The sequence below is a fragment of the Methylobacterium sp. Leaf100 genome (genome assembly GCF_001422845.1).
Lineage (GTDB): Bacteria > Pseudomonadota > Alphaproteobacteria > Rhizobiales > Beijerinckiaceae > Methylobacterium.
This window is the reverse complement of sequence record NZ_LMMW01000023.1, coordinates 254702-277501: the sequence shown is the minus strand read 5'-3', so window position 1 is coordinate 277501 and position 22800 is coordinate 254702. Positions and strand designations below refer to the sequence as shown.

Below are 22800 nucleotides of genomic sequence, written 5' to 3'. Positions count from 1 at the left end.
GAACAGGCTTCTACGGCCCCACAGCCCAACCGTCAACGGCCAAATGACGGGGAAACGAAATTTTCGCGACGAAAGCGTCATCCCGCCTCACACGGCCCCCTGACGCGATCTGGAACGCCAGTTCCGCCGCTCCCTCCGTTCCGCATTCAGCCCAGGATCCTGCCGTTCCGAGCGACTTGAGATGCGGTCGGCGCGCGCGGTATGCGTCGTGGCATGACGTACCGAGACACTGCGCAGGCCCGACAGGGGCGAACCCGATGAGGTTCGCCCTCCCCTGGCGCCGCATCGCTCCTCCCGCCGGCCGTGCCATCGGGGCTCTGGCGACGTGTTTCGAGAGCCTCGGCGACAATTGCGAGTTCGGGTTGGTGCAACGCTATTGCGGCGTCGAACCCCTGGGCCTGTTTCGATTCTCGTCCGTCGAACACGCGGCGCTGATGGACGCCCTCGAGACCGATTTCCGGCATTATGGCGCGGCCGACGATCTCGAGATCCTGGCGAGCTTTACGGGGCGGCTCTATGTCCGCAGCCGGCGCTACGGGTTCGCCTACAACACATCCGATTTCATCGAAACCACCGCTCCGGAGACGATCCATCGGCGCGAGATCGGCAAGGTTGCCTATCTCAAGCGCCGTCTCTTGGAGGATCTCGCAGGCGGCGAGAAGATCCTGGTGCGCAAGGGCGATACCGATGGGCAGGCCGATGCCCTGGCCCGGGCGATCCGGCGCCACGGACCCGCGCCTCTTCTCAACGTGCGTGCGGCGCAGCCGGGGGACCCGTCAGGACGGGCGGAGGCGCGCGATGGCTGGCTGGCCGGACATGTCCGGCGCTTCGCACCGTACGAGACCGCCTACGAGATCGACCTCGAATCCTGGGTCGATCTCATGACCGATGCAGACGGCCTCGTTCGGGCGCGGGGCCTCGCGGCTCCCGCTCCGGTCCTGCCGAATCTCCTGGCCGGTGCGTCGGGCCGGGCCGTCGCGCACGTGCTCGGAACGCCCACGGACGGCGTCTGCGTGTTCGGTGCGCGCCAACGCACGGACCGCCTCGATCCGAACGCGGTCCACGTCTTTTCCGCGTGGGTCTGGGTTCCGGCGAGCTTTCGCGGCGAGCGGGTCGGGGCGGCCATCGGGCATTTTCGCCTCGGCTGGCGCGATGCCGACCTCGACTTGCGGGAATGCTGGCAGCGGGTCTGGGTCGCGGCACGCATGCCCGACAGCTATCGCGATCTGATGATGGGGCTCGTCGTCGTCGGGCCGGAGGGCGACCGACTATGGTCGGCCGGGCGGCGGCTCGAAGCGGCCCCCCTCCCCGGCCCGGCGCCTCAGCCGTGGGCGATGACGATGGGGCTCGGCCCCGGCCTGTAATCGGCGAGCGCCAGGCGGAAGGTCTCGCTGCCGTCGGCCTCCGCGGCGAGGGGCGTGAACCCGAGCCCGGGGTAATGGCCGCGCACCATGCCGTTCTTCGGGCTCGGCCGGTAGCGGCCGACGAGGTGGCGGCCGCCCGCCTCAGCGACGACCTCGGCCAGAACCCTCAGAACCGCCGCCTCCACCCCTCGGCCGAGGACCCGGCAGCTCATCAGCCAGGTCTCGATGGCATGGGTTTCCGGCTCGGTCTCCCGCGCCACCACCACGCCGATCATGCCGTTGTCGCCGAGGCGGTCGACGAGCCGGAACTGCAGGCCGAGGGCGTGCGGATCGGCGATCAGGGCACGGATCTCGTCCTCTGTGGTGCGCCGGGTGGTGAGGTTGAACTGGTTGGTCTTGTTGATCAACTGGACGATGCGCGGCAACCCGACGGGGTCGAACCGCCGCCAGACTAGGCGCATGTCGAGGCCGGCGAGGTAGGCGGCGAGGTCGCCCCCTTCCGAGACGGTCGCCACCCGCGCGGCGTTGGCGGCGTAATGGGCCCCCCGCGCCCGGTCCTCGTCGGTGACGCGGAGGGCTTCGAAATAGCCCGCTTCGGCGAGGCGGCCGGCGTAGAGGGCGGGGTCCTCGGGCAGTTCGGGCACGGCCACCATGGGCAGCTCCGCCCGCACCCATTCGCGCTCGAACGGATTGTCGTCGACGAAGACGAGGGCGTCGAGGCCGATGCCGAGGGTCTCGGCGACCTGGCGCAGGTTCGTGGCCTTGTCGTCCCAGTTCGCCAGGAAGGCGGCGATGTCGCCCCGGCGCAGCAGCATCTCGGGATGATTCTCGAACACGTCGAGGGCGTTGGCCGCGTCGTTCTTCGAGACGACGGCAAGGATCACCCCGCGCGCGGCGAGATCGCGCGCATACGCCTGGAGGCCGAGATAGGCCTCGCCCTCCGCGCTGCCCTGCCCAAGGACGAGACCGGCGGTGCCGTCGTCGCCCACCACGCCGCCCCACAGGGTGTTGTCGAGGTCGAGCACGAGGCACTTTTTCGAGAGGCCCTGCCCCGCTGCGAGCAGCCGGGCGACGTGGTCGCCGTAGAGGGGGGCCGCGGACGGTGCGATCGCCTGCTTGGCGCGCAGCCACCAGACCGGATCGTGCCAGGCGGCGAGTCCGTCCTGGGCCGCCGCCTCGTCGAGGGCGAGGATGTCGACGCCGTCGGACTCCGCCGCCGCGCGGATGCCGGCGTTGAGGCGCGTCACGGCGTGGCGGCGCGAGCCGGGCAGGCGATGCTCGTTGGAGCCCATGAGGGGCAGTGCCACGGGAAGAAGCGTCTGCTGGATCACCGGGCAGCGGAAGCCGTCTCGCGCGCGGCGCCAGGTCTCGCGCAGGCGGCGAAGGGCTTGCGCCTGGGCCGCCTGCGCCTCCTCCGGGCCGGCCGCGGGGTTCAGACCGCCGGTGAGGTGCGGGGTATCGAGGGCGAACAGGATCGCGTCCGGTCCGAACGCGTGCAGGCCGGAGGCGGGATCGGCGAGGTCCTGCGCGTAGGCACCGAAGGGCGCCTCGTAGGTCTCGACCCACAGGCCCCGGCGCAAGCCGCCGATGCGGATCGCCGGCAGGAGGTGCGAGACCGTGGACGATGACAGCACGGCGAGGCGCAGCGGACGCGTCGCCAGATCGCCGGGCGGTCCCGCCGGAAACGCCTTGCGCAGCATCCGGTCGAGGCCGTTCGTCCGCATTGGGTCGAGGCGGGTGTTGGCCAGGGCGACGAACGCGTCCCAGGATCGGGCACGCGCGGTCGCGCCCGCCCAATCCTTCGGTTCGGGGAGCCAGGCGAGGGGGAGGCTCAGGGCCGGTCCGCCGTCTTCGCCGCGATGATGGCGATGAAATCCGCCACCCGCGCCATGCCGTCGACCTCGCGCGTGGTGAGGCGGATACCGAATTCCGCCTCCGCCGCGACGATGAGCTCGATCATGCGTCCCGAATCCCAGCCCTCGATGTCGTTCGCGGTGGTTTCGGGATGGATGACCAGGGCGGGATCGCCGAACACCTCGCGAAACAGGGTGGTCAATCGTGCCTGGACCGCGTCGGTGTGCATGCCGCCCTCGCCTCGTTCGCCCGAGCTACGATCCGGGCCGATCTCGGCGCCCGCATATCAAGACGCCGCCCGGTCAGCCACCTCTTTCGCTTGCCCCGGGGCTGTCCCGGCGATCTCCCCCGAGCTCACGGGGAGCGCGGTCCGCACGCCCCGTCGCAGGGTGTCCGGCCCCCGAGGATGCGGGCGATCCGGGGCCGCAGGGGGAGGAACAGGCGGTAGGCGACCTCGGCAAGCCACGGCACGCCCGGGACGTGGCGTATCCAGGCGAGGCGATGCCATCCGGGCAGATGCGCCCACAGGGTGAAGAAGCCCGCGGCCCCCGAGGCAAGGCGTCCGTCACGGTCGCGGACATGGAAGCGAGCTCGGGCGTCGGCGCGGCTGAGGCCGCCGAGATCGGCCGGACCGTCCCGGCTCACATCCACCCAGGCGAGGGCGTCGGCACCCCGGCACCGGCGATAGGTTCGGATCTCGGCCGCACAGAGGGGGCAGGCGCCGTCGTAATAGACGGTGAGCGGGGCGTCGGAGGTCGTGTCCATCCCCGTGAGATAGGGCGGTACGCACGAAAAAGCGGCCGCGACAGATGCCGCGGCCGCCGGGTGTTCGATGAACGTAGGGCTCAGTGCGCGGAGCGGATCTTCAGGGCCTCGCGGCCGGCATAGCGGGCCTGCGAGCCGAGGCCTTCCTCGATGCGGATGAGCTGGTTGTACTTCGCCAACCGGTCGGAGCGGGCCAACGAACCGGTCTTGATCTGCCCGCAATTCGTCGCGACGGCGAGGTCCGCGATGGTCGAATCCTCGGTCTCGCCGGAGCGGTGGGACATCACCGCGGTGTAGCCGGCGCGCTGGGCCATATCGACGGCGGCCAAGGTCTCGGTGAGCGTGCCGATCTGGTTCACCTTCACCAGGATTGAGTTCGCCGTCCCCTCGACGATGCCGCGCGACAGGCGGGTCACGTTGGTGACGAACAGGTCGTCGCCGACGAGCTGGCAGCGGTCGCCGACGCGCTCGGTCAGCAGCTTCCAGCCCGCCCAGTCGTCCTCAGACATGCCGTCCTCGATGGACAGGATCGGGTAGCTGTCGACGAGCTTGGCGAGGTAGCTCACCTGCGCCTCGATGTCCCGGGTCTGGCCCTCGCCCTCGTAGCGGTAGGCGCCGTCCTTGAAGAACTCGGTGGCGGCGCAGTCGAGGGCCAGCACCATGTCGGTGCCGGGCTTGAAGCCGGCGGCCTGGATCGACTGCATGACGAAGTCGAGGGCGGCCTCGGCCGAAGGCAGGTTCGGGGCGAAACCGCCCTCGTCGCCCACATTGGTGTTGTGGCCGGCCTTCTTGAGGGCGCCCTTCAGGGTGTGGAACACCTCGGCGCCCATGCGCACCGCCTCGGCGAGCGAGGACGCGCCCACCGGCATGATCATGAATTCCTGGAAATCGATGGGATTGTCGGCGTGCGCGCCGCCGTTGATGATGTTCATCATCGGCACCGGCAACACCCGGCCCTGCGTTCCGCCGATGTAGCGGTAGAGCGGCAGGCCGGCGGTCTCGGCCGCCGCCTTGGCGACGGCGAGGGAGACGCCCAGGATGGCGTTGGCACCCAGCCGCGCCTTGTTCGGCGTGCCGTCGAGTTCGATCATCGCCTCGTCGATGGCGATCTGGTCCTCGGCGTCCATGCCCCCGATGGCGTCGAGGATGTCGGACTGCACGGCGTTGACCGCCTTGCGCACGCCTTTGCCGCCGAATCGACCTTTGTCGCCGTCACGCAACTCCACGGCCTCGTGGGCGCCCGTGGAGGCACCCGAGGGCACGGCCGCCCGGCCGAAGGAGCCATCCTCGAGGAGGACGTCGACCTCGATGGTCGGGTTGCCCCGGCTGTCGAGGATCTCGCGGGCGGCGATGTTGGTGATCGCGGTCATGCAGGAGCCTTCTTGCGTCGTTGCGATCCCTGGGGCGAGCCCGACACGAGGCCCGGTCCTCAATCCCTGCCGACCGGGGCATCGGGTCGAGATCGCGATTCAGTCGAGGCTTATCCGCCAACGTCACGCATCGGGCAAGCGTCCGGCCCCTGCGGAGGGTGGGAAGGCTCCCAAGAATGTTCGCCCGCCCCTCAAGAAAATCTTGTCGTCGCCCTGTGCTCCGCGCGACAGCGACGAACCGGCAGATGCGCGCCCCTGCATCGCACGTTATAGCGAGGGGCATGACGCACGCGCCCCTGAACCCCGAAACGCTCCAATTGGGGCAGGCCACGCCCCTTCCCGGCTCCCCCGAGGAGGCCCGTCTCGATCGGGTGCCGAATCCGCATCCGGGTACGGATTACCTCGCCCGCTTCACGGTTCCGGAATTCACGTCGCTCTGCCCCGTCACGGGCCAGCCGGATTTCGCCATCCTGGTGATCGACTACGTGCCGGATCAGTGGCTGGTCGAATCGAAGTCGCTCAAACTGTACCTCACGGCTTTCCGCAACCATGGGGCCTTCCACGAGGATTGCACCGTCGGCATCGGCTTGACCCTGACGGAACTGCTGGCCCCGCGCTACCTGCGCATCGGCGGCTACTGGTATCCGCGCGGCGGCATTCCCATCGACGTGTTCTGGCAGAGCGGTGAGCCGCTGAAGTCGGTCTGGCTGCCCGAACAGGGTGTGCCGCCCTACCGGGCACGCTGAGGCGCACCGGGCCTGCACGCCCCTCGGCGGTCCTAGCGGTCTTCGTAGATCGCGCGCCGAACCTGCTCGACGAACCTGCTCTGCGACTCCGTCGGGCCGTGATGGACCGTGGCCACCGCCGTCAACATCCGGCACAGGTCATCCCGTTCGCCCTGGGTCAGCCGGTCGCGCAGGAGCGGCGCGAGGGACCGGATCGCCAGATCGGGATCGGGTGCCGCTTGATCGGCCGCATGGCGGATCACCACCATACGGGTTGCCAGATCGTCGCTCGGGTCGGTCACGTCGCGCATTTGGTTCAGGATCTCGCTCTCCTGCTCGGGCGTCCGGACGCCGCGCTGTCGGGCCACCAGCGCCATCAACACGCCGGCCGCATCGGCGGGATTAAGCAGGGATCGCAGTGGTGCCGAACGGATCTGGCGCTCGCTCGCCCGTCGGCGCCGGGCGGTCCGCCAGTCCCGTACGGCGTGATCGATGTGTTGCATGCCGTTCCCGTACCTGACCCAGTAGATCAGGCCGGTCACGAGGGCCCCTGCCAGAGCGATGAGGATCGGCATTCGAAATCGTCTCCGCGCCCGTTCGCGCGGTCACCTCATGCAATCTAGGCGTGTGTTTGGCAATCGTCGCCGATGGTCGAACGGGGCCGTCCCCCTGTTGCGTGGTCTGCCCTCGCCGTGCATGCGAAAGGCGGCCGGCTCGCGCCAACCGCCCCGTCGTTCGCACCCGTGAAAGGTGCCTCAGTAGCCGTAACCGTAGGCGGGGGCACCGTAGCCGTAGGCCGGACGGTCGTAGCCGCCGCGATAGTAGGAATCGCGGGCTGCACCGGCCGCGATGGCACCCGCCGCGAGTCCGGCGATCCCCAGGCCGACAGCCGCGCCCGTACCGATGCCCCGGCGGCCGCCGCCCCGATAGGCGTGACCGCGATGGCCGTACCCACCGTGATTGTACCCTCCCCGACCGTAGCCGTAGCCATGACCGCCCGGGCGTGCCTCGGCCGCCGTCGTTGCCGCCATGGCGCCGAGGGAAAGGGTGACGGCCGTGATCATCGCAAGCTTACGCATGAAGGCTCCTCGAAACGTTGAATCTCTTGAGAAGAGCAACGGTCTCGAAGCGGGAGGGTTCCCCGATCGGCCATTCGCGGCGAAAGCCCGAAGATTGGGATTCACCCGCGCGGGGATTTGTCGATCGCCTTGGCGAGGCGGTCGAATGCCTGCAATTCGGCCAGGAGTGCGGGCATGTCCTTCAACGCCACCATGTTGGGACCGTCCGACGGGGCGTGATCGGGGTCGGGATGCGTCTCGATGAAGAGGCCGGCGACACCGACGGCCACGGCCGCCCGGGCAAGCACCGATACGAATTCCCGCTGACCGCCGGAGGTGGCGCCCTGCCCGCCCGGCTGCTGCACCGAATGGGTGGCATCGAACACCACGGGGGCGCCGTGGGTGACGCGCGCCATGATCGGCAGGCTGCGCATGTCGGACACGAGGGTGTTGTAGCCGAAGGAGGCGCCGCGCTCGGTCACCAGGACGTTGGGGTTGCCGGCACCCGTCACCTTGGCGGCGACGTGGGCCATGTCCCAGGGGGCGAGGAACTGGCCCTTCTTCACGTTGACCACCCGGCCCGTCGCGGCGGCGGCGAGGAGCAGGTCGGTCTGCCGGCACAGGAAGGCCGGGATCTGGAGCACGTCGATCACCTGCGCCGCGACGGCGCACTGCCCGGCCTCGTGCACATCCGTGAGGACCGGCAGGCCGAACCGCTCCTTGATCTCGGCGAAGATCGGCAGGGCGCCCGCGAGGCCGAGGCCCCGGGCAGTGCCGCCGGAGGTGCGGTTGGCCTTGTCGAACGAGGCCTTGAACACGAGGCCGATGCCGAGCGTGTCCGTCATGCCCTTGAGGGCATCGGCGATCTCCACGGCGTGGTCGCGGCTCTCGAGTTGGCAGGGGCCGGCGATGAGGGCGAAGGGCAGGTGGTTGGCGAAGGCGACGCGGCCGGCCTGGACGACGGAACCGGCGGTATTGGGGGCAATCTCGGACATGGGAGCGGTCTAGCCCGGCCGGCGCTCCGCGAAAAGGCCGGCCCGGCGGCGCAGGGGGGCGGCCGGCGTCACGATGCAGACCGTGAGGCTGCCGGACAGGGTGTCGTCGCGCGGCCCGGTCTCGCAGCGCAAGGCCGCCTTGCCGACGATGCCCTCGCGCGACAGGCCCGTCAGCAGCGAATCCTGGTGGAGCGTCAGGGCCAGGACCTCGACGGCCTCGGCCTTCGCCCCCGCGAGCGCCTCGGCCGCGCGTCCGACGAGCACGAAGAAAGGCCGTTCGGGTTCGCGCGCCTGGGATCCGAACACCATCCGGCGCGGCGTCCGACAGGCGAGGCTCATCCGCTCGGCATCGGCCGCTCGGAACACCGCGCCGGACCCGGCGCGCCCGGCGAGGGACGCGCCCGTGGCGCGGATGACCTTGGCCGTGAGGGCGTCGCAGGCGTCCGCGGCGTGGGCCGTGCCACCGGCGAGGGCAACGAGCAGACCGCTCGTCATCCAAAGGGCATGGACCGCGCGAGTTGGCTTGCGCGAGGTGCTCACCCCTTCGTCTCCACGGGACCAAGTTTGGCGGCGGCGTCCCGCAGAACGTCGTTCATCCGAGTCTGCCAGCCCTCGCCCGTCGCCTTGAACGCGTCGATGATGGCGGCATCGAGCCGGATCGTCACCGGAACCTTGACGCGCTCCTTCTCGGAACCACGTGATTGGCGGAGCTTTTCGCCCAGGGTCGGGAACGCCTCGGCGAACGGACGTGCAGTTCGGAAATCGTCCGCGGTCCATTCTGGGTTGTCGGTGACCGCGTTCCAATCGGCCTGGGAATAGCCCGGATTGGGGACGTAATCGGACGCGATCTTAGTGGCGGCCATACAACATCCTTTCCAATGCACTCGCGGGCCGAAGACTGATGAGGGTCAAGGCCTCCGTGCCGAGTGGGGATACGATCGCAGCGACGACGATGCGGCCGTTGAACGATCCGATCAGCTTACTCCGCGGGCGACCGGTCTGGCTGGATTTGGCCGGAACTTCCAAGGCGGTCGCGAAATTAAAACCGGCCTCGAAATCCGCGAAGTCCAGATCGTGTTTGACGAGATTCGCCAAGCGCTTCGGCTCATCCCATACAATCATGGACCATCTGTACGATGAGAGCTGCCTGACCGTCTACGGCGGGGAAACGAACGCTTAACGCCCCACCTCGAGCGACCCCGTCCGTTCGTCCGGGCAGGCGGCGTCGGGGTGCGCGCGTAGGATGCGTGACAGGCGGACCGGGCGCGCGCCGGTATCATCCTCCAGCACGCCCGTGAGGGCCTCCACCGTGAGCGTCCCCGTGAAGCGAAGCGTGTGCCCGTCCGAATCCACCGTGAAGGCCAGGGCCTTGGAGGCGGCGTCGACCCGGACGGTCCCCGCCTGGACGGGGCCCGTCAGGGCGGCCTCGTAGATCAGCGTATCCCCCATCGGCGAGCGGCGCAGGGTCACCCGGTGGCCGACGGGCTCGTGATCCACCGTCAGGCACAGATCGGCATAGACGGCGGTGCCGGACGCCCACGAGGTCCGGGCCTGGGCCGCGCCGGCCGCCGCCCACAAGGCGATGGCGAGGCCGAGGGTCCGTGTCGCGATCCCGCCCATCGCCGCCTCCCTGTCTCCGACGCGCCCCGGGGCGCGTCGGTTTCCAGATCGCGTCGGGCAGCCTACGCGGCGTCGCGTTCGCGCACCCGGCGCTCCGCCTCGACCGATGCAAGAAGGATGCACACGGCGATGCCTTCGGCGGCGGCGGTGACGTCCTTCAGGCTCGGATAGGAGGGCGCGAGGCGCAGGACGCTGTCGCGCGGATCGCGGCCGTAGGGCGAGGTCGCGCCGGCCGGGGTCAGGGCGAGGCCGGCTTCCTTGGCCAGACGCACCACCTCGGTGGCGGTGCCGTCGCGCGCCTCGACGGTGATGAAGTAGCCGCCCTCCGGCTTCGTCCACCGGGCCGCGCCCGTGCCGGCGAGGTGGCGGGACAGGGCTTCCTCCACGGCGGCGAATTTCGGCGCCAGCAGGGCGCGGTGCGCGTCCATGTGGGCGTCGAGACCGGCCGCGTCGCGCAGGAAGCGGACGTGGCGGAGCTGGTTGAGCTTGTCCGGCCCGATGGTGCGCTTCGACGCGCGGGCGAGGTACCAGCGCACGTTCTCGGGCGAGCCCGCGAAGAAGGCGAGGCCGGCGCCGGCCAGGGTGATCTTCGAGGTCGAGGCGAAGACGAAGGCGCGGTCCGGGTTCCCGGCCTCGGCGCACAGGCTGAGGATGTCGGCGACGGCCACGCGCTCGGGGGTCAGGTGGTGGACCGCGTAGGCGTTGTCCCAGAACAGGCGGAAATCGGGGGCGGCGGTCTTCATGGCGGCGAGGCGCCGGACGGTCTCGTCGGAATAGGTCTCGCCCGAGGGATTGGAGTATTTCGGCACGCACCACATGCCACGCACGGCGGGGTCGGCGACGGCGGCCTCGACCACGTCCATGTCGGGGCCGTGGCCCGTCATCGGCACGGGGATCATGCGGATGCCGTAGGCCTCGCACAGGGCGAAGTGCCGGTCGTAGCCCGGCACCGGACACAGGAAGGCGATGTCGCTCTCCTTCGACCAGGGCTTCACGGACCCGGGCACGCCCGTGAGCAGGGCCCAGGCGATGCTGTCGTGCATCATCGCGAGGCTCGAATTGTCGCCGACCACGATCCCATCGGCCGGTGCGTCGAGGAGGTGGGTGAACAGGGCACGGACCTCGGCGATGCCCTGTTGGCCGCCGTAATTGCGCGCATCCTCGCCGGCTTGCGTGACGTAGTCGCCGTTGCCGGCGAGGCCGAGCATGCCGGCGGCGAGGTCGAGCTGCTCGGGCGAGGGCTTGCCCCGGGTCATGTCGAGCTTCAGTCCCCGGGCCTTGAACGCCGCGTAGGCGTCGCGGGCGCGGGCGTGCAGGTCCGCGAGATCGGCAGGATTCCGATCGGCGATGGTGGTCATGGGTCGGTTCCGGATGGTTGGGGTGCTGCAATCAAACGGGATGCACCATGACCGCTCGCGGGGCGCGCGTCACCCTGGCGGGAACGCGTTCCTCGACGCCCTGCCCTGCGCTCCGGACAAAAGGAAGCCGGCCACGCGGGGCCGGCTTCGAGTCGAGGAGGGAGGCGTGAGGGACGGGCGGCCGGTCGGCCGCCCGGAGCGGATCAGCCGGCCTTGTTGAGGGCGACGGCGACGAAGCGGGTGGTGCCCTTGGAACTCTTCACCCGCATGAGGACCGCCTTGCGGCCGCTCGATTCGGCGGAGCGGATGCGCTCGGCGACCTCGGAGGGCCGGGAGACGCTGGTACCGGCGACATCGAGGATGATGTCGCCCTGCTCGATGCCCTTGGCCGCGGCCGGGCCTTCGGGATCGACCTCCATCACCGCCACGCCCTCGTCGCCGGCGCCGACCTCGGAGGCCGGGGCGAGGCTGAGACCGAGGCGGGGCTGACCGTCCGACGACGATCCACCGCGACCGCCGCCCGTGGCCGATTTCGGGTCGTTCGGAAGCGCCCCGAGCTCCACCGTGGCGGTGTCGGACTTGCCGCCCCGGAGGTAGGCGAGTTCGACCTTGGCGCCGGGCTTCAAGCCGGCGATGCGGCGGGACAGTTCCTTGGCGTCGTTGACCGGGGTGCCGTTGACCGATTCGATGACGTCGCCGGACTTGAGCCCCGCCTTGGCGGCGGGGGTTCCGGCCTCGGCATGGTCGACCAGTGCGCCCTTGGCCTTGTCGAGGCCGAGGCCGTCGGCGATGTCCTTCGTCACCGGCTGGACCTGCACGCCGAGGTAGCCGCGCGCCACCTTGCCGTCGGCCCGGAGCTGATCGACCACCGCCTGCACGGTCTCGGCGGGAATCGCGAAGGCAAGGCCGACGCTGCCGCCGGAGGGCGACGCGATGGCGGTGTTCACGCCCACCACTTCGCCACCGACGTTGAAGGTCGGGCCGCCCGAATTGCCCTTGTTGATGGGGGCGTCGATCTGCAGGAAGTCGTCGTACGGCCCGGCGCCGATGTCGCGGCCGCGGGCCGAGACGATGCCGGCGGTCACGGTCCCGCCGAGGCCGAACGGATTGCCGATGGCCACCACCCAGTCACCGACGCGCGGCGCCGACTTGCTGAGCGAGACGTACGGAAAGGGGCCGCCCTCGGTGATCTTGAGGAGCGCCAGATCGGTCTTCGGGTCCTTGCCGATCACCTTGGCGTCGAGGGTGCGGTTGTCGTCGAGGGTCACCTGCACGCTCTTGGCCTTGTCGACCACGTGGTTGTTGGTGACCACGTAGCCGTCGGCCGAGATGATGAAGCCCGAGCCCATGGCGCCGCGCTGACCCTGGCGCTTGGGACCCTGGCCGCCGAAGCCGGGGCCACCCTGCCCACCCTGCCCGCCGGGACCGCCCTGGCCGAAGCGCTTGAAGAACTCGCGCAGCTGCGGCGGCACGTTCTGCTGGCCCTGGTTGCCCGGGCCGTCCTCGTCGTCCGAGGTCGCGCTGTCGTCGAGCTTCACCTTCACGGCGACGACGCCGGGCTTCACCTTGTCGACGACGGTGGCGAAGGAGCCCGGCGGGTGGTCCGGCGTCTCGATGGGGTTCTTCGAAAGGGCCTGGGCCTGGACCGGGGTCACGGGCTGGGTGACGACGCCGACGGCGCCCGTCGCCACGAGGGCGGCCACGGCGACGGAGGCGAGGGCGTTGCGGCGCAGGCGGTTCGGCTGGACGGGCATCAGAGATCTCCGGATCGGGGGGCGCCGCCACACATTCCCCGTGGGGAGCGGCGGGCCGTGATCCAGGGTGTAGGGCCGGCCGGGTGACCCCGCCGTGGCGGCGACATTACGGTTTGGACAGGTTCGGCTCGGGCCTCAGTCCGGCGCGCCAGCGCAGGTCGAGGAGAAGCCCCTGCGGGTGGGTGTCGAGCAGGAGCGTGACCGGCACGCCCGCCGCATTGAGGAGCCGGGCCGCCCAATGGTTGCAGACATTGGCGTAGGAGAAGCGCCCCTCCCCCTCGTAGAACAGGCTCGGCCCGTAGAGTCCCGGGCCGCCGGCGACGGGATGCCCGTCGACGAGGCGAAAACTCGCGTCGAGGCGCGCGAGGAGCCGCGCCAGTCCGGCGCCGGAGACCCGCACGGCCACGAGGTCGGAGAGCGGAAAGCTCGCCCGCGCGGTCCGCTCAAGGCCGACCACCTGCACCACGCCGGCGCGACCGCCGGGGGTGAACAGGGCCTCCAGGGCGAGGCGGGCGTCGAACTCGGCGAGCGTCGGCGTCGTGCGGTAGAAGCGGGCCTCGCCCCAACCGAATTCGAGGTCCGGATAGGCCTGGAATCGCAGGGCGATGGCGTTCAGGGCCGGGCCGGCGCCCTCCCCCGTCAGGGCCTCGCGCGGGATCACGAGGCCGGAATGCCAGCCGTGATTGACGAGATAGAGGGTCCGGGCGTCGCTTCCCGTCGCGGGATAGAGCACCGGGTCGCCGGGGCTCGCCGTGAGAACCACCGCGAGCCCGAGGAGCATGAGCAGGCCGGCGAACCCGAAAGCCAGCCTGCGTCGGGTCACGGGGTCTGGTCGGTGAGCCGGGTCAGGGCCTCGGTGATCTTCTCCAGGCGGGAGGCCTGGGCGGCGCGGCGCTCGTGCTGCTCGTCCACGATCTCGTCGGGCGCGCGGGCCATGAAATCGGCGTTGGCGAGCTTGGCGTCGATCTTCTCGATCTCCGTCGCGGCCTTGGCGGCTTCCTTCGTGAGCCGCGCGACCTCGGCCCCGAGATCGACGATGCCCTCCAGCGGCAGGGCCGCCACGGAGCCGCGCACGAGGAGCTGCACCGCATTGCGCGGGGCCGCATCCGCGAAACCGATCTCGGACAGGCGGGCGAGGCGCAGGAGGGTGTCGCTCCAGCGGGTGGCGCGGGCCCTCAGGGCGTCGTCGGCGCCGATCACCACGAGGGGGATCTGCGCGCCCGCCGGCACGCCGGTCTCCGAGCGGGCCGAACGGATCTCGGAGACGAGGTCCACGAGCCAGCCGACCTCGGTCTCGGACGCGGCGTCGTTCAGGGCGGCGAGATCGGGCCAGGATGCCAGGGCGAGGAGCCCCCGGTCCGGGACGTCCTCACCCTTGATCCCCCACAATTCCTCCGTGAGGAACGGCATGAACGGGTGAAGCAGCTTGGCGATCTGATCGATGAGGAAGGCGACGGTTCCTTGCGTCTCCGCCCGCACGCCCGCATCGACGTTTTCGCCCTGCAACACGGGCTTCGCCAACTCCACGTACCAATCGCAGAAGATGTTCCACACGAAGCGGTAGGCCGCCGCCGCCGCGTCGTTGAAGCGGTAGGCGTCCAGCGCCGTCGTGACCTCGGCCACGGCCCGGGCCGCCTCGCCGAGCGCCCAGCGGTTCAGGGAATCGGTGGCGGTTTCGGGGCGGTAATCGGCGCGCAGGGTGCAGCCGTTGATCTCGGCGAAGCGCGACGCGTTCCAGAGTTTGGTCGCGAAGTTGCGATAGCCCTCGACGCGGTTCACCGCGAGCTTGATGTCGCGCCCCTGCGCCGCCATGGCCGCGAGGGTGAAGCGCAGGGCATCGGCGCCGTAGAGCTCGATGAGACCGAGGGGATCGACGACGTTGCCCTTCGACTTCGACATCTTGGCGCCGGCAGCGTCGCGGACCAGGGTGTGGAGGTAGACCGTGGAGAACGGCACCCGGTCGGTGACGTGCAAGCCCAGCATCATCATCCGGGCGACCCAGAAGAAGATGATGTCCTTGCCCGTCACCAGGGTGTCGGTGGGGTAGTGGCGCGCGAGTTCGGGCGTGGCGTCGGGCCAGCCGAGCGTCGAGAACGGCCACAGGGCGGAGGAGAACCACGTGTCGAGGACGTCCTCGTCGCGGGTCAAGGCGACCGGCCGGCCGTGCTTCGCATCGGCCTGAGCTTGCGCCTCGGCCTCGCTCGCGGCGACGAAGAATCCGCCCTCCTCGTCGTACCAGACCGGAATCTGGTGCCCCCACCACAACTGGCGCGAGATGCACCACGGCTCGATGTTCTCCAGCCACTGGAAGAACGTCTTCTCGTAGTTGTCGGGCACGAACCGGGTCTGGCCGTCGCGCACGGCCTGGAGGGCGCGTTCGGCGAGCGGCTTCACGTTCACGTACCACTGGTCCGTGAGGTAGGGCTCGATGACCACGTTGGAGCGGTCGCCATGGGGCACGGCGTGGGTGTTGGACTCGACGAGGCGCAGCCGCTCGCGCGCCTCCATGAGGGCGACGACCTGCTTGCGCGCCGCGAACCGGTCGAGACCGTGCAGGGCGAGGGCCTCGGGCTCCGGAGTCGCGCCGGCCAGGAAGGCGGCGTTGCCCTCGAGGCTGATCCGGGCTTCCGCGTCGAGGATGTTGATGGGCGTGCAGCCGGCGCGGCGGCCGACCTCGAAATCGTTGAAGTCGTGGGCCGGGGTGATCTTGACCGCGCCCGTGCCCTTCTCCGGGTCGGAATAGGTGTCGGCGACAATGGGGATGAGGCGCCCGACCAGGGGCAGGCGCACGTGCCGGCCGACGAGGTGGGTGTAGCGCTCGTCCTCCGGGTGGACCGCCACCGCCGTGTCGCCCAGCATGGTCTCGGGGCGGGTGGTCGCCACCGTGATGACCTCGCCGGTCTCGGCGCCGTCCGCATCCACCAGGGGGTAGTCGAAGTGCCAGAGATGGCCCTTCACCTCGACCTGAAGCACTTCGAGGTCCGAGATCGCCGTCTGGAACTTCGGGTCCCAGTTCACGAGGCGCTTGTCGCGGTAGATCAGGCCCTGGGCGTGGAGATCCACGAAGGTCTTGGTGACCGCCCGGACCATCTGGTCGTCGGGGGCGCCGTTCAGCCCCATGGTGAAGCGCTCGCGCGACCAGTCGCAGGAGGCGCCGAGCCGCTTCAGCTGATTGACGATGGCTCCGCCGGATTCCGCCTTCCAGGCCCAGACCTTCTCGACGAAGGCGGCGCGGCCGATCTCGCGCCGGCCCGGCTCCTTCGCCTCCATCATCCGGCGTTCCACCACCATCTGGGTGGCGATGCCGGCGTGGTCGGTGCCGGGCTGCCACAGGACGTCGCGGCCGCGCATGCGCTCGAACCGGGCCAGAATGTCCTGCAGGGTGTTGTTGAGGGCGTGGCCCATGTGAAGGCTGCCGGTGACGTTCGGCGGCGGGATCACGATGGTGAAGGGCCGGGCGTCCGCCCGGTCGGGCCGGCCGGCCTTGAACGCGTCGCCCGCCTCCCACGCGGCACTGACGCGCGCCTCGACGGCGGCGGGGTCGAAGGTCTTGTCCATCATGGGCGAGGTCGGGCCAGTTCGAGCATTGCGGGTCTATGCGGGTTGGCCCGCTTTCAACCCGTCAGGCCCGCCGCGTCAACACGAGGGCGGATATTCCCCGCCCGCGATCCCTCAACGCCCGCGTGCGACGCGCTCGATCTCGGCCCGCACGAGGCGCTCGACCAGGGGCGGCAGGTTCTCGTCGAGCCAGCCCTTCAGCATCGGCCGGAGCATGTCCTGCACGAGGTCTTCCAGGGTGCGGGGATTGTTGGACAGTACCGTATTGGCCAGCATGTGGAACGCCTGGCCGACGCTGGCATCGGTCACCGACGAGGTCAGGCGCTCGGCCGCCTCGGGCTCGCGATACGCCGGCTGCGGCTCGCGATACTCCGTGCGGGGCGCTTCGTAGGCCGGCTGCGGCACCGGACGCGGCGGCTCCGGGGCGGCCATGCGAACCGGTTCGGGCTCCGGCTCGGGATCGTCGTCGAACGAGATCGCGTCGAAATCGAGGGTTTCGTTGGTGAACCCGATATCGGGCTCCTCGAAGGTCGCGGGCGCCGGGGCCTTGCGGACGGGCTGCGCCACCTCGGCGAGGTCGAGAATATCGTCGTTCTCAGGGAGCGGCGGAGCGGCGCGCACGGGCTCCACCACCTCGGCCTTGGCGTTCTGGTCGTCGGCGATGATCCGGCGGATGGAGGCGAGGATCTCCTCCATTGAGGGTTCCTGCGCCTTGTCCGGCACCTTGGGGCTGGCTGCACTCATCCGGACGACGCTCGGCTCTCAAGGATAACGGTTCACGCTATCCGCCACTATTTCACGCTCCCATCCCGACACAAGCGCCCGGCGGAACGGGGTACGGGATAAAGTCCGCCGCCGCGATTCCCCTGGCCCGTGTGGCCGGAGGGCGACCCCCGGGATCGCCCGGCGCCGCCCCTTCCGAAGCGCACGCCCCCGCGGGAGACCCACGCGACGGCCCGAGCAACGGTCGGTTAACCAATCTAGGTTAAACCGGACTGCATCGGTGCAGCGCCGGATCCCCTAAGACCGGACGCCCGATCAGCGCCCATCGGGGGTGCGGACGCCGAACCATAGATCCTTGACCTGGTCGAAATGCTCCTTGGGGCTGTAGGCCGCCACAGGGAGGGCGGTGAAGCGCACGGTGAGGCGGCCGATGGTCTGGACCACGCCGTAGGAGTTCACCACCCGGTCGCGCTGGGCCAGGATGAGGTTGACGCGAGAGTTGAGCAGTTCCTGCTGGGCGTTCAGCACGTCGAGAGTTGTGCGCTGACCGACGCGGGCTTCCTCGCGTACGCCATTGAGGGCGACCTCGTTGGCCTGCACCTGCGCCTGCGAGGCGATGACCTGGGCCTTGGAGGCTTCGAGCCGGCCCCAGGAGGTGACGATGGCCGAGCGGATCTGGTCGCGGACGTCCTCGACCTCGATCCGGCGCTGGCCCACGAGCTCCTTGGCCTGGCGGATCTGCGAATAGGTCAGGCCACCCTCGTAGAGTGGCACGGAGATGCGGCCGACGATCTGGGCGTTGAGGCTGCGGTCGCCGGGGAACTGGCTGTCGAAGCGCTGCTGGACCGTGCCGGACAGGCCCGCCGTGGGGTAGAGCTGGCCTTCGAGCACCTTGACGCTGGCCTCGGCCACGTCGACCGCATGCATCGATGCCAGGATCTGGGGGTGCTCTTTCAGGCCGATCGTCACGGCGGCGTCGAGATTGGCCGGAACGTAGCGATCGAGGGGGCGGCCGGGGGCGAGCTGGCGCGGCTCGACGCCGATGAAGCGGCGGTAGGTGCCGATGCTGGCGCGCAGGGTCGCCTCGGCGCCGCTGACTTCGGAGCGGGCGCCGGCGAGGCGCGCCTCGGCCTGGGCGACGTCGGTGCGGGTGACCTCGCCGACGTTGAAGCGGTCGCGGGTCTGGCGCAGCTGCTCTTCCAAGACCTCGACGTTGTTGCGGCGAAGTTCGAGGTTCGCCGTGTCGCTGAGCACGAACATGTAGGCCTGCGCCGCGCTGAACAGGGTGTTCATCTCGACGGCGCGCAGGGTTTCGCGCGTGCTGAGCACGTTCGATTCCGCCCGGCGGGTCTGGTTGTCCGTCTGAAATCCGTTGAACAGCGTCTGGTTGACGGTCAGGGATGCGCCGCCCGGCCGTGTCACGTTGTTGATGTCCAGTGTCTGGACCCGTCCCTCGGTCCGAGCGAGACCGATATCGGCCGATCCGCTCACCGTCGGGCGATAGCCGGATTTCGCCTGCGCGACGTTCTCGTCGACGCCACGCAAGGCGGCGCGGTTCGAGTTCAGGGTCGGGTTCGCCGCATAGGCGCGCGACAGCGCGCTCTCCAGCGTCTCGGCCTTGGCCGGATGCCCTACCGCCAGCGTCACTGCGACGATGCCAGCGCATCGAAGCCCATGGCGCATCGCTGGTTTCCGTTCTCTCACGTTCATCAGCCCTTGCGGTTTCACGATGAACCGGTCGGCCGCTATCCTGCGGCGCCGCGCATTCGCGCAATCCGGGTTGCCCGCCCATGGGCAAGTCTAGCCGAACTTGGCGTCGCGGGCATCGGGGTGGGGACTGGCCGGGTGTTGAATGGACGGCAGTGCCACAAAAAAGCGACACCGGCCGGTCGTCGACGGGGCGTGGTCGCCCCGGAAGGAAGGCGGCGCGACGCGTCCTAGAAGGCGAAGTCGTTCGCGGCCGCGAAGGGACCGAGCACCGGAAGCGTCGCGTCGAAGAGCGGGCGGGCGCCATAGGCGTCGCCGGTCCGGACGAACAGCGTCGCCTTGGCGGCGCGCGGTTGCCCGATGACGCAGACGAGGCGTCCGCCCTCCTTCAGCTGTTCCAGGAGCGCCTGCGGCCGCACCTCGACGCGACCGTTGACGAGGATCCCGTCATACGGCCCGCTCGCCGGAGCACCGGCCTCCAGCGGGGCTTCGACGAGCTCGGTACCCGCGAGACCGCCGAGGCGCTCACGCGCACCGGCCGCCAGGGTGGCGGAGGATTCGAGGGCGACCACCTCGGCACCGAGGTGGTGCAGGATTGCGGCCGCGTAGCCGTAGCCGGTGCCGACATCGAGCGCCTTCGCGCCTGCCTTGAGGTCCAGGGCCTGGATCATCCGGGCGAGCAGCATCGGAGCCGGCATCGCGCGAACGTCGCCACCGCCGCCGTCGAGGGTCAGGGTCTGGTCGATATAGGCGAAGTCCTCGCGTCCGGGCGGGACGAACCGCTCGCGCGCCACGTCCTCGAACGCGTCGAGGACGGGGACGCTGTTCACGTCGAAGGTCCGCAACTGACAATCGACCATGAGGCGTCGCGCCTGCGCGTAATCGAGCATGAATGCGGTCTCTTCCTTCGACGGCGGTTCCGGCGTCCGGTCCGGACCCCCTCTCGTGGGAGGCCGTTCGGTGACGCGCGAAGCCCGCGGGTTGTCGGGGATGGGCGTTGAAAACGCAAGGTTCCGGCACGCCGGCGCGCGTTCGCCGGTCCCCGTGCGAAAATATCGGGGACAGCGACGGAAAGGGATGGGAAATGGGAAGGATTTGGAGGCCTCGCCCGGAATCGAACCGGGGTGCAAGGATTTGCAGTCCTCTGCGTAACCACTCCGCCACGAGGCCTTCCCGCTCTGCCCCGAACGAGCGGGGCGGCGCCCCCGGCCGGGCGGTCCGTCCGGGGTGAGCGGTCTCTAGCAGAGGGGTGGGCCGATCGGCAACGGTGTTTCGCCGGCCAATCCATGTTTCCCCGGTCCACCTATGGGAAGTCGCGCGGGCGGGCCGATGTGGTGAATCCGGCCCTTCCAAGCCGGCGCTCGCGATCCGGTCCGGCCGAGGCGGGTGGCGCTCGGGAAATGCGACGGATTTGTCAAACGCCGGTCCCCGGGGCCTTGCGTCCGGCGGCGGCCCTGTGTAGAGACCCGATCGCGGTCCCCGATAGCTCAGTTGGTAGAGCAAGCGACTGTTAATCGCTTTGTCGCAGGTTCGAGTCCTGCTCGGGGAGCCAAATTCTTCTCTCGATCTTGCGCTGTGCCTTCGTGGTGCAAGGTTAGGATCATGGTCCTCCGGACCTTCGTTTCATCCTGGGTCGGCGCAATCCTTGGCGCGATCCAGGTGGTCATGCCGCTCTCTTGCGCATCCCATCGGGTTCGCGCGGAGCCGTGGCGGTGATCCCCGATAGCTCAGTTGGTAGAGCAAGCGACTGTTAATCGCTTTGTCGCAGGTTCGAGTCCTGCTCGGGGAGCCAATCCTTCGTCCATGCCGGGTGTCTCGGGCCAAGTGCCTGGGGGCGCCGAGTGCCGAGACTGACACACCCCGCCATCCCCATGCTCGCCTGTCCGGCCGGGCCGCCCGAAATGGCCCCTCCGGGGTTCCGCCGTGACGCGGAGCCGGGCTGCGTGCGGCTGTGTCCTGCCACCCACCCTGCCGAGCCATCGATGATCTCATGAAAAACGCCGCAGACCCTGGGGTCCGCGGCGTCGAAGGAGGTGGGTGGCGATGTCGGTCGGTTGGACCTACCGGTCGCCGGCTCCCGAAAGGAGCTTCTCGATCTGCTCCATGCCGTTGCCGTAGGCCTTGGCCTCGGTGGGCAGGCTGCGGTCGGACCGCTGCACCAGCTTGCCGTTCTTGCGAATGGCCCACTGGTAAGGCGCGCCTTCCGCCTTCGGCGGCACGATCTCGAGAGTGTAGGGATGGGTGTTGATGGTTGTCTCGCTCATCTGCGCACTATGCCATGCGGGAGCGCCGGTCGCCAGACACCGGAGCGTTCAAGAAATCGATAAACGGCCCTTCGGTGCATTTTCTCACGCCGAGACAGGCGTTTTCACCCGCCCCGGCGATGCACGGCGCGGGTTCTGCGACCGCGCTCCCAGGTGATTCGCGGTCGGTCGGGCGTGATCGTCTCCCGGAAGGTCGATCCCGGCGGATGCGGTCTTCAGTCGGACGGGGGCTGTTCGGCTGACGATCGCACGTCGGTGATTCGGGCGTCGTCGGACGTCCGTGCGGCCAAGGCCCGGGCACGCCAGGCGTCGCGCTCGGCCAGAGCTTCGGCCAGGGCGGCCTCCGCCCTGTCGGCCCGGGTCGTCTCCAGCTTGGCCAGGGCCTGTACCCGTTCGCGCGCCCGGGTCTCGGCCGCCATCTGGACCTTGAGGTCCCTCGGCGTTCCCATGATCTGTTCCTCGATGCCGGCGCCGGCCCGGGGGGCCGACGCCGCGGGACCTTACTGGGCCACTTCGTTACCGGCGTAGTTGATCGAACCGTCGGCGCCCTTCTTCCAGACGTACATGACGTAGTCCGGCCGGGTGATGTCGCCCTTCTTGTCGTAGGCGATGTCGCCGATCACCGTGTCGAACGGCTTGCCCTGGTGCAGGACGGCCGCGACCTTCTGGCCGTCGGAGGATTTCGCGATCTCCATGGCCTGCTTCAGGATCTGGACGGCGGCGTAGGAGTAGAGGGTGTAGCCCTCGGGATCGAAGTTGATCGCCTTGAAGGCGTCCACGGTCGCCTTGGATTTCGGGTTCTTGCGGGCGTCGGGCGAGAACGTCATCAGGGTGCCGTCGGAGCCGGGGCCGCCGACCTGCGCGAACTCGCGGTCGGCGATGCCGTCGCCGCCCATGAGCGGGGCGGCGAGGCCCTGGTCGCGCATCTGGCGGATCAGCAGGCCGGCCTCGGTGTAGAGGCCGCCGAAATAGATCACGTCGATGCCCGCCTGCTTGAGCTTCGACACGAGGGACGAGAAGTCCTTCTCGCCGGGGTTGATGCCCTCGAAGATCACGTTGGTGCCGCCCTTGGCCTTCAACGCCTTCAGAGTCTCGTCGGCGAGGCCCCGGCCGTAGGGCGTCTTGTCGTGCACGAACGCGATCTTCTTGCCCTTGAACTTGTCCGCGAGGTAGGCGCCCGCCACCGCGCCCTGCTGGTCGTCGCGGCCGCAGGTGCGGAACGTGTTCCAATTGCCACGCTCGGTGTACTTGATCGCCGTCGAGGCCGGGCTGATCTCGATGATGCCGGATTCGGCGAGCACGTCCGAGACCGGGATCGAGACGCCGGAATTGAACGCGCCGACCACGGCCTTCACGCCCTCGGAGGCGAACTTGTTGGCCACCGACACGCCCTGCTTCGGATCGGAGGCGTCGTCGCCCACCGTCATCACGAGCTTCTCGCCGTTGACGCCGCCGGCCTTGTTGATGTCGGCGATGGCCTGTTGCGCCCCGGTCTTGATCTGCGCGCCGAAGGCGGCGTTCGGCCCGGTGACGGGGACGACCACGCCGATCTTGATCTCCGCATGCGCCGCCGTCGCCGCGACCATGAGGCCCAGAGCGACGCCCACTGACAACACTGACTTCATGCTGGTTTCCCCTCTCGAAGCGTCGTACCGCCCGGCATCCCGTGACGGCACGATCGCGTG

At 69.5% G+C, this 22800-nt stretch carries 23 protein-coding genes and 3 tRNA genes; 4 read left to right on the top strand and 22 right to left on the bottom strand.

What is annotated here, in order from left to right:
• Positions 1 to 257 precede the first annotated feature (257 nt).
• On the top strand, positions 258 to 1364 hold the full coding sequence (locus ASF25_RS13995) for a hypothetical protein (protein WP_056305244.1): 1107 nt from the start codon (positions 258 to 260) through the stop codon (positions 1362 to 1364).
• Here ASF25_RS13995 and ASF25_RS13990 read toward each other — a convergent pair.
• The 4 genes from ASF25_RS13990 to eno form a co-directional block, all read right to left on the bottom strand.
• Positions 1322 to 3088: an HAD-IIIC family phosphatase gene (locus tag ASF25_RS13990; protein WP_082502704.1), complete on the bottom strand. Its 1767-nt coding sequence runs from the start codon at positions 3086 to 3088 to the stop codon at positions 1322 to 1324. The genes ASF25_RS13995 and ASF25_RS13990 overlap by 43 nt on opposite strands.
• A 107-nt stretch (positions 3089 to 3195) precedes the next feature.
• On the bottom strand, positions 3196 to 3447 hold the full coding sequence (locus tag ASF25_RS13985; protein WP_056305242.1) for an acyl carrier protein: 252 nt from the start codon (positions 3445 to 3447) through the stop codon (positions 3196 to 3198).
• Positions 3448 to 3572: 125 nt separating this feature from the next.
• Positions 3573 to 3983, bottom strand: a complete 411-nt coding sequence (locus tag ASF25_RS13980) for a DUF393 domain-containing protein (RefSeq protein WP_056170896.1) — start codon at positions 3981 to 3983, stop codon at positions 3573 to 3575.
• An 80-nt stretch (positions 3984 to 4063) separates the two neighbouring features.
• Positions 4064 to 5353 (bottom strand): phosphopyruvate hydratase, encoded by a 1290-nt coding sequence (gene eno, locus ASF25_RS13975; protein ID WP_056261289.1) that lies wholly within the window; start codon positions 5351 to 5353, stop codon positions 4064 to 4066.
• Between the two features lie 281 nt (positions 5354 to 5634).
• Here eno and queF point away from each other — a divergent pair, with 281 nt between their 5' ends.
• On the top strand, positions 5635 to 6099 hold the full coding sequence (queF, locus tag ASF25_RS13970) for a preQ(1) synthase (protein ID WP_056305240.1): 465 nt from the start codon (positions 5635 to 5637) through the stop codon (positions 6097 to 6099).
• A 32-nt stretch (positions 6100 to 6131) separates the two neighbouring features.
• On the opposite strand, the gene ASF25_RS13965 is transcribed toward queF, so the two are convergent.
• From ASF25_RS13965 to ASF25_RS13895, 15 genes are all read right to left on the bottom strand, one after another.
• Complete coding sequence (locus ASF25_RS13965; RefSeq protein ID WP_244473013.1) at positions 6132 to 6620, bottom strand: hypothetical protein; 489 nt, start codon at positions 6618 to 6620, stop codon at positions 6132 to 6134.
• 213 nt (positions 6621 to 6833) lie between these two features.
• Positions 6834 to 7157, bottom strand: a complete 324-nt coding sequence (locus tag ASF25_RS13960; RefSeq protein ID WP_056170882.1) for a hypothetical protein — start codon at positions 7155 to 7157, stop codon at positions 6834 to 6836.
• A 101-nt stretch (positions 7158 to 7258) separates the two neighbouring features.
• Positions 7259 to 8131, bottom strand: coding sequence for a 3-deoxy-8-phosphooctulonate synthase (gene kdsA / locus ASF25_RS13955; protein WP_056170879.1), 873 nt, complete (start codon positions 8129 to 8131; stop codon positions 7259 to 7261).
• 9 nt (positions 8132 to 8140) lie between these two features.
• A complete protein-coding gene (locus tag ASF25_RS13950) occupies positions 8141 to 8626 on the bottom strand; it encodes a hypothetical protein (RefSeq protein WP_056170921.1) in 486 nt (161 codons plus the stop codon).
• Between the two features lie 41 nt (positions 8627 to 8667).
• A complete protein-coding gene (locus tag ASF25_RS13945) occupies positions 8668 to 8994 on the bottom strand; it encodes a BrnA antitoxin family protein (RefSeq protein ID WP_056170876.1) in 327 nt (108 codons plus the stop codon).
• Positions 8981 to 9253 carry a BrnT family toxin gene (locus ASF25_RS13940; protein WP_056261300.1) on the bottom strand — a complete coding sequence of 91 codons (273 nt, stop codon included), beginning with the start codon at positions 9251 to 9253 and terminating at the stop codon, positions 8981 to 8983. Before ASF25_RS13940 ends, ASF25_RS13945 begins: the two co-directional genes overlap by 14 nt.
• 54 nt (positions 9254 to 9307) lie before the next feature.
• Entirely contained in the window at positions 9308 to 9751 is a 444-nt protein-coding gene (locus ASF25_RS13935; RefSeq protein WP_056305236.1) for a hypothetical protein, read from the bottom strand.
• A gap of 62 nt (positions 9752 to 9813) precedes the next feature.
• A complete protein-coding gene (locus ASF25_RS13930) occupies positions 9814 to 11109 on the bottom strand; it encodes an aminotransferase class I/II-fold pyridoxal phosphate-dependent enzyme (RefSeq protein WP_056305234.1) in 1296 nt (431 codons plus the stop codon).
• 203 nt (positions 11110 to 11312) lie between these two features.
• The gene (locus tag ASF25_RS13925; RefSeq protein WP_056305232.1) at positions 11313 to 12863 is read right to left on the bottom strand and encodes a Do family serine endopeptidase; all 1551 of its coding nucleotides are present in this window, start codon (positions 12861 to 12863) and stop codon (positions 11313 to 11315) included.
• A gap of 106 nt (positions 12864 to 12969) precedes the next feature.
• Positions 12970 to 13644: a DUF2459 domain-containing protein gene (locus tag ASF25_RS13920; protein WP_056261604.1), complete on the bottom strand. Its 675-nt coding sequence runs from the start codon at positions 13642 to 13644 to the stop codon at positions 12970 to 12972.
• 38 nt (positions 13645 to 13682) lie between these two features.
• On the bottom strand, positions 13683 to 16424 hold the full coding sequence (locus tag ASF25_RS13915) for a valine--tRNA ligase (RefSeq protein ID WP_056305230.1): 2742 nt from the start codon (positions 16422 to 16424) through the stop codon (positions 13683 to 13685).
• A gap of 111 nt (positions 16425 to 16535) precedes the next feature.
• Complete coding sequence (locus ASF25_RS13910; protein ID WP_200927301.1) at positions 16536 to 17165, bottom strand: DUF2497 domain-containing protein; 630 nt, start codon at positions 17163 to 17165, stop codon at positions 16536 to 16538.
• Between the two features lie 294 nt (positions 17166 to 17459).
• Positions 17460 to 18854 (bottom strand): TolC family outer membrane protein, encoded by a 1395-nt coding sequence (locus ASF25_RS13905; protein ID WP_056170859.1) that lies wholly within the window; start codon positions 18852 to 18854, stop codon positions 17460 to 17462.
• Between the two features lie 227 nt (positions 18855 to 19081).
• Complete coding sequence (locus ASF25_RS13900; RefSeq protein ID WP_056170857.1) at positions 19082 to 19741, bottom strand: protein-L-isoaspartate O-methyltransferase; 660 nt, start codon at positions 19739 to 19741, stop codon at positions 19082 to 19084.
• 206 nt (positions 19742 to 19947) lie between these two features.
• Positions 19948 to 20021: transfer RNA gene (locus ASF25_RS13895), tRNA-Cys, on the bottom strand.
• 306 nt (positions 20022 to 20327) lie between these two features.
• Between ASF25_RS13895 and ASF25_RS13890 the strand changes: the two genes are divergently transcribed.
• Positions 20328 to 20403: transfer RNA gene (locus ASF25_RS13890), tRNA-Asn, on the top strand.
• Between the two features lie 164 nt (positions 20404 to 20567).
• Positions 20568 to 20643 (top strand) — tRNA-Asn (locus ASF25_RS13885).
• A 268-nt stretch (positions 20644 to 20911) separates the two neighbouring features.
• Here ASF25_RS13885 and ASF25_RS13880 read toward each other — a convergent pair.
• From ASF25_RS13880 to ASF25_RS13870, 3 genes are all read right to left on the bottom strand, one after another.
• Complete coding sequence (locus tag ASF25_RS13880; RefSeq protein ID WP_056095218.1) at positions 20912 to 21115, bottom strand: hypothetical protein; 204 nt, start codon at positions 21113 to 21115, stop codon at positions 20912 to 20914.
• A 215-nt stretch (positions 21116 to 21330) separates the two neighbouring features.
• Positions 21331 to 21564, bottom strand: a complete 234-nt coding sequence (locus tag ASF25_RS13875) for a hypothetical protein (protein WP_056305226.1) — start codon at positions 21562 to 21564, stop codon at positions 21331 to 21333.
• 51 nt (positions 21565 to 21615) lie between these two features.
• On the bottom strand, positions 21616 to 22740 hold the full coding sequence (locus tag ASF25_RS13870; RefSeq protein WP_156368972.1) for a branched-chain amino acid ABC transporter substrate-binding protein: 1125 nt from the start codon (positions 22738 to 22740) through the stop codon (positions 21616 to 21618).
• Positions 22741 to 22800 lie beyond the last annotated feature (60 nt).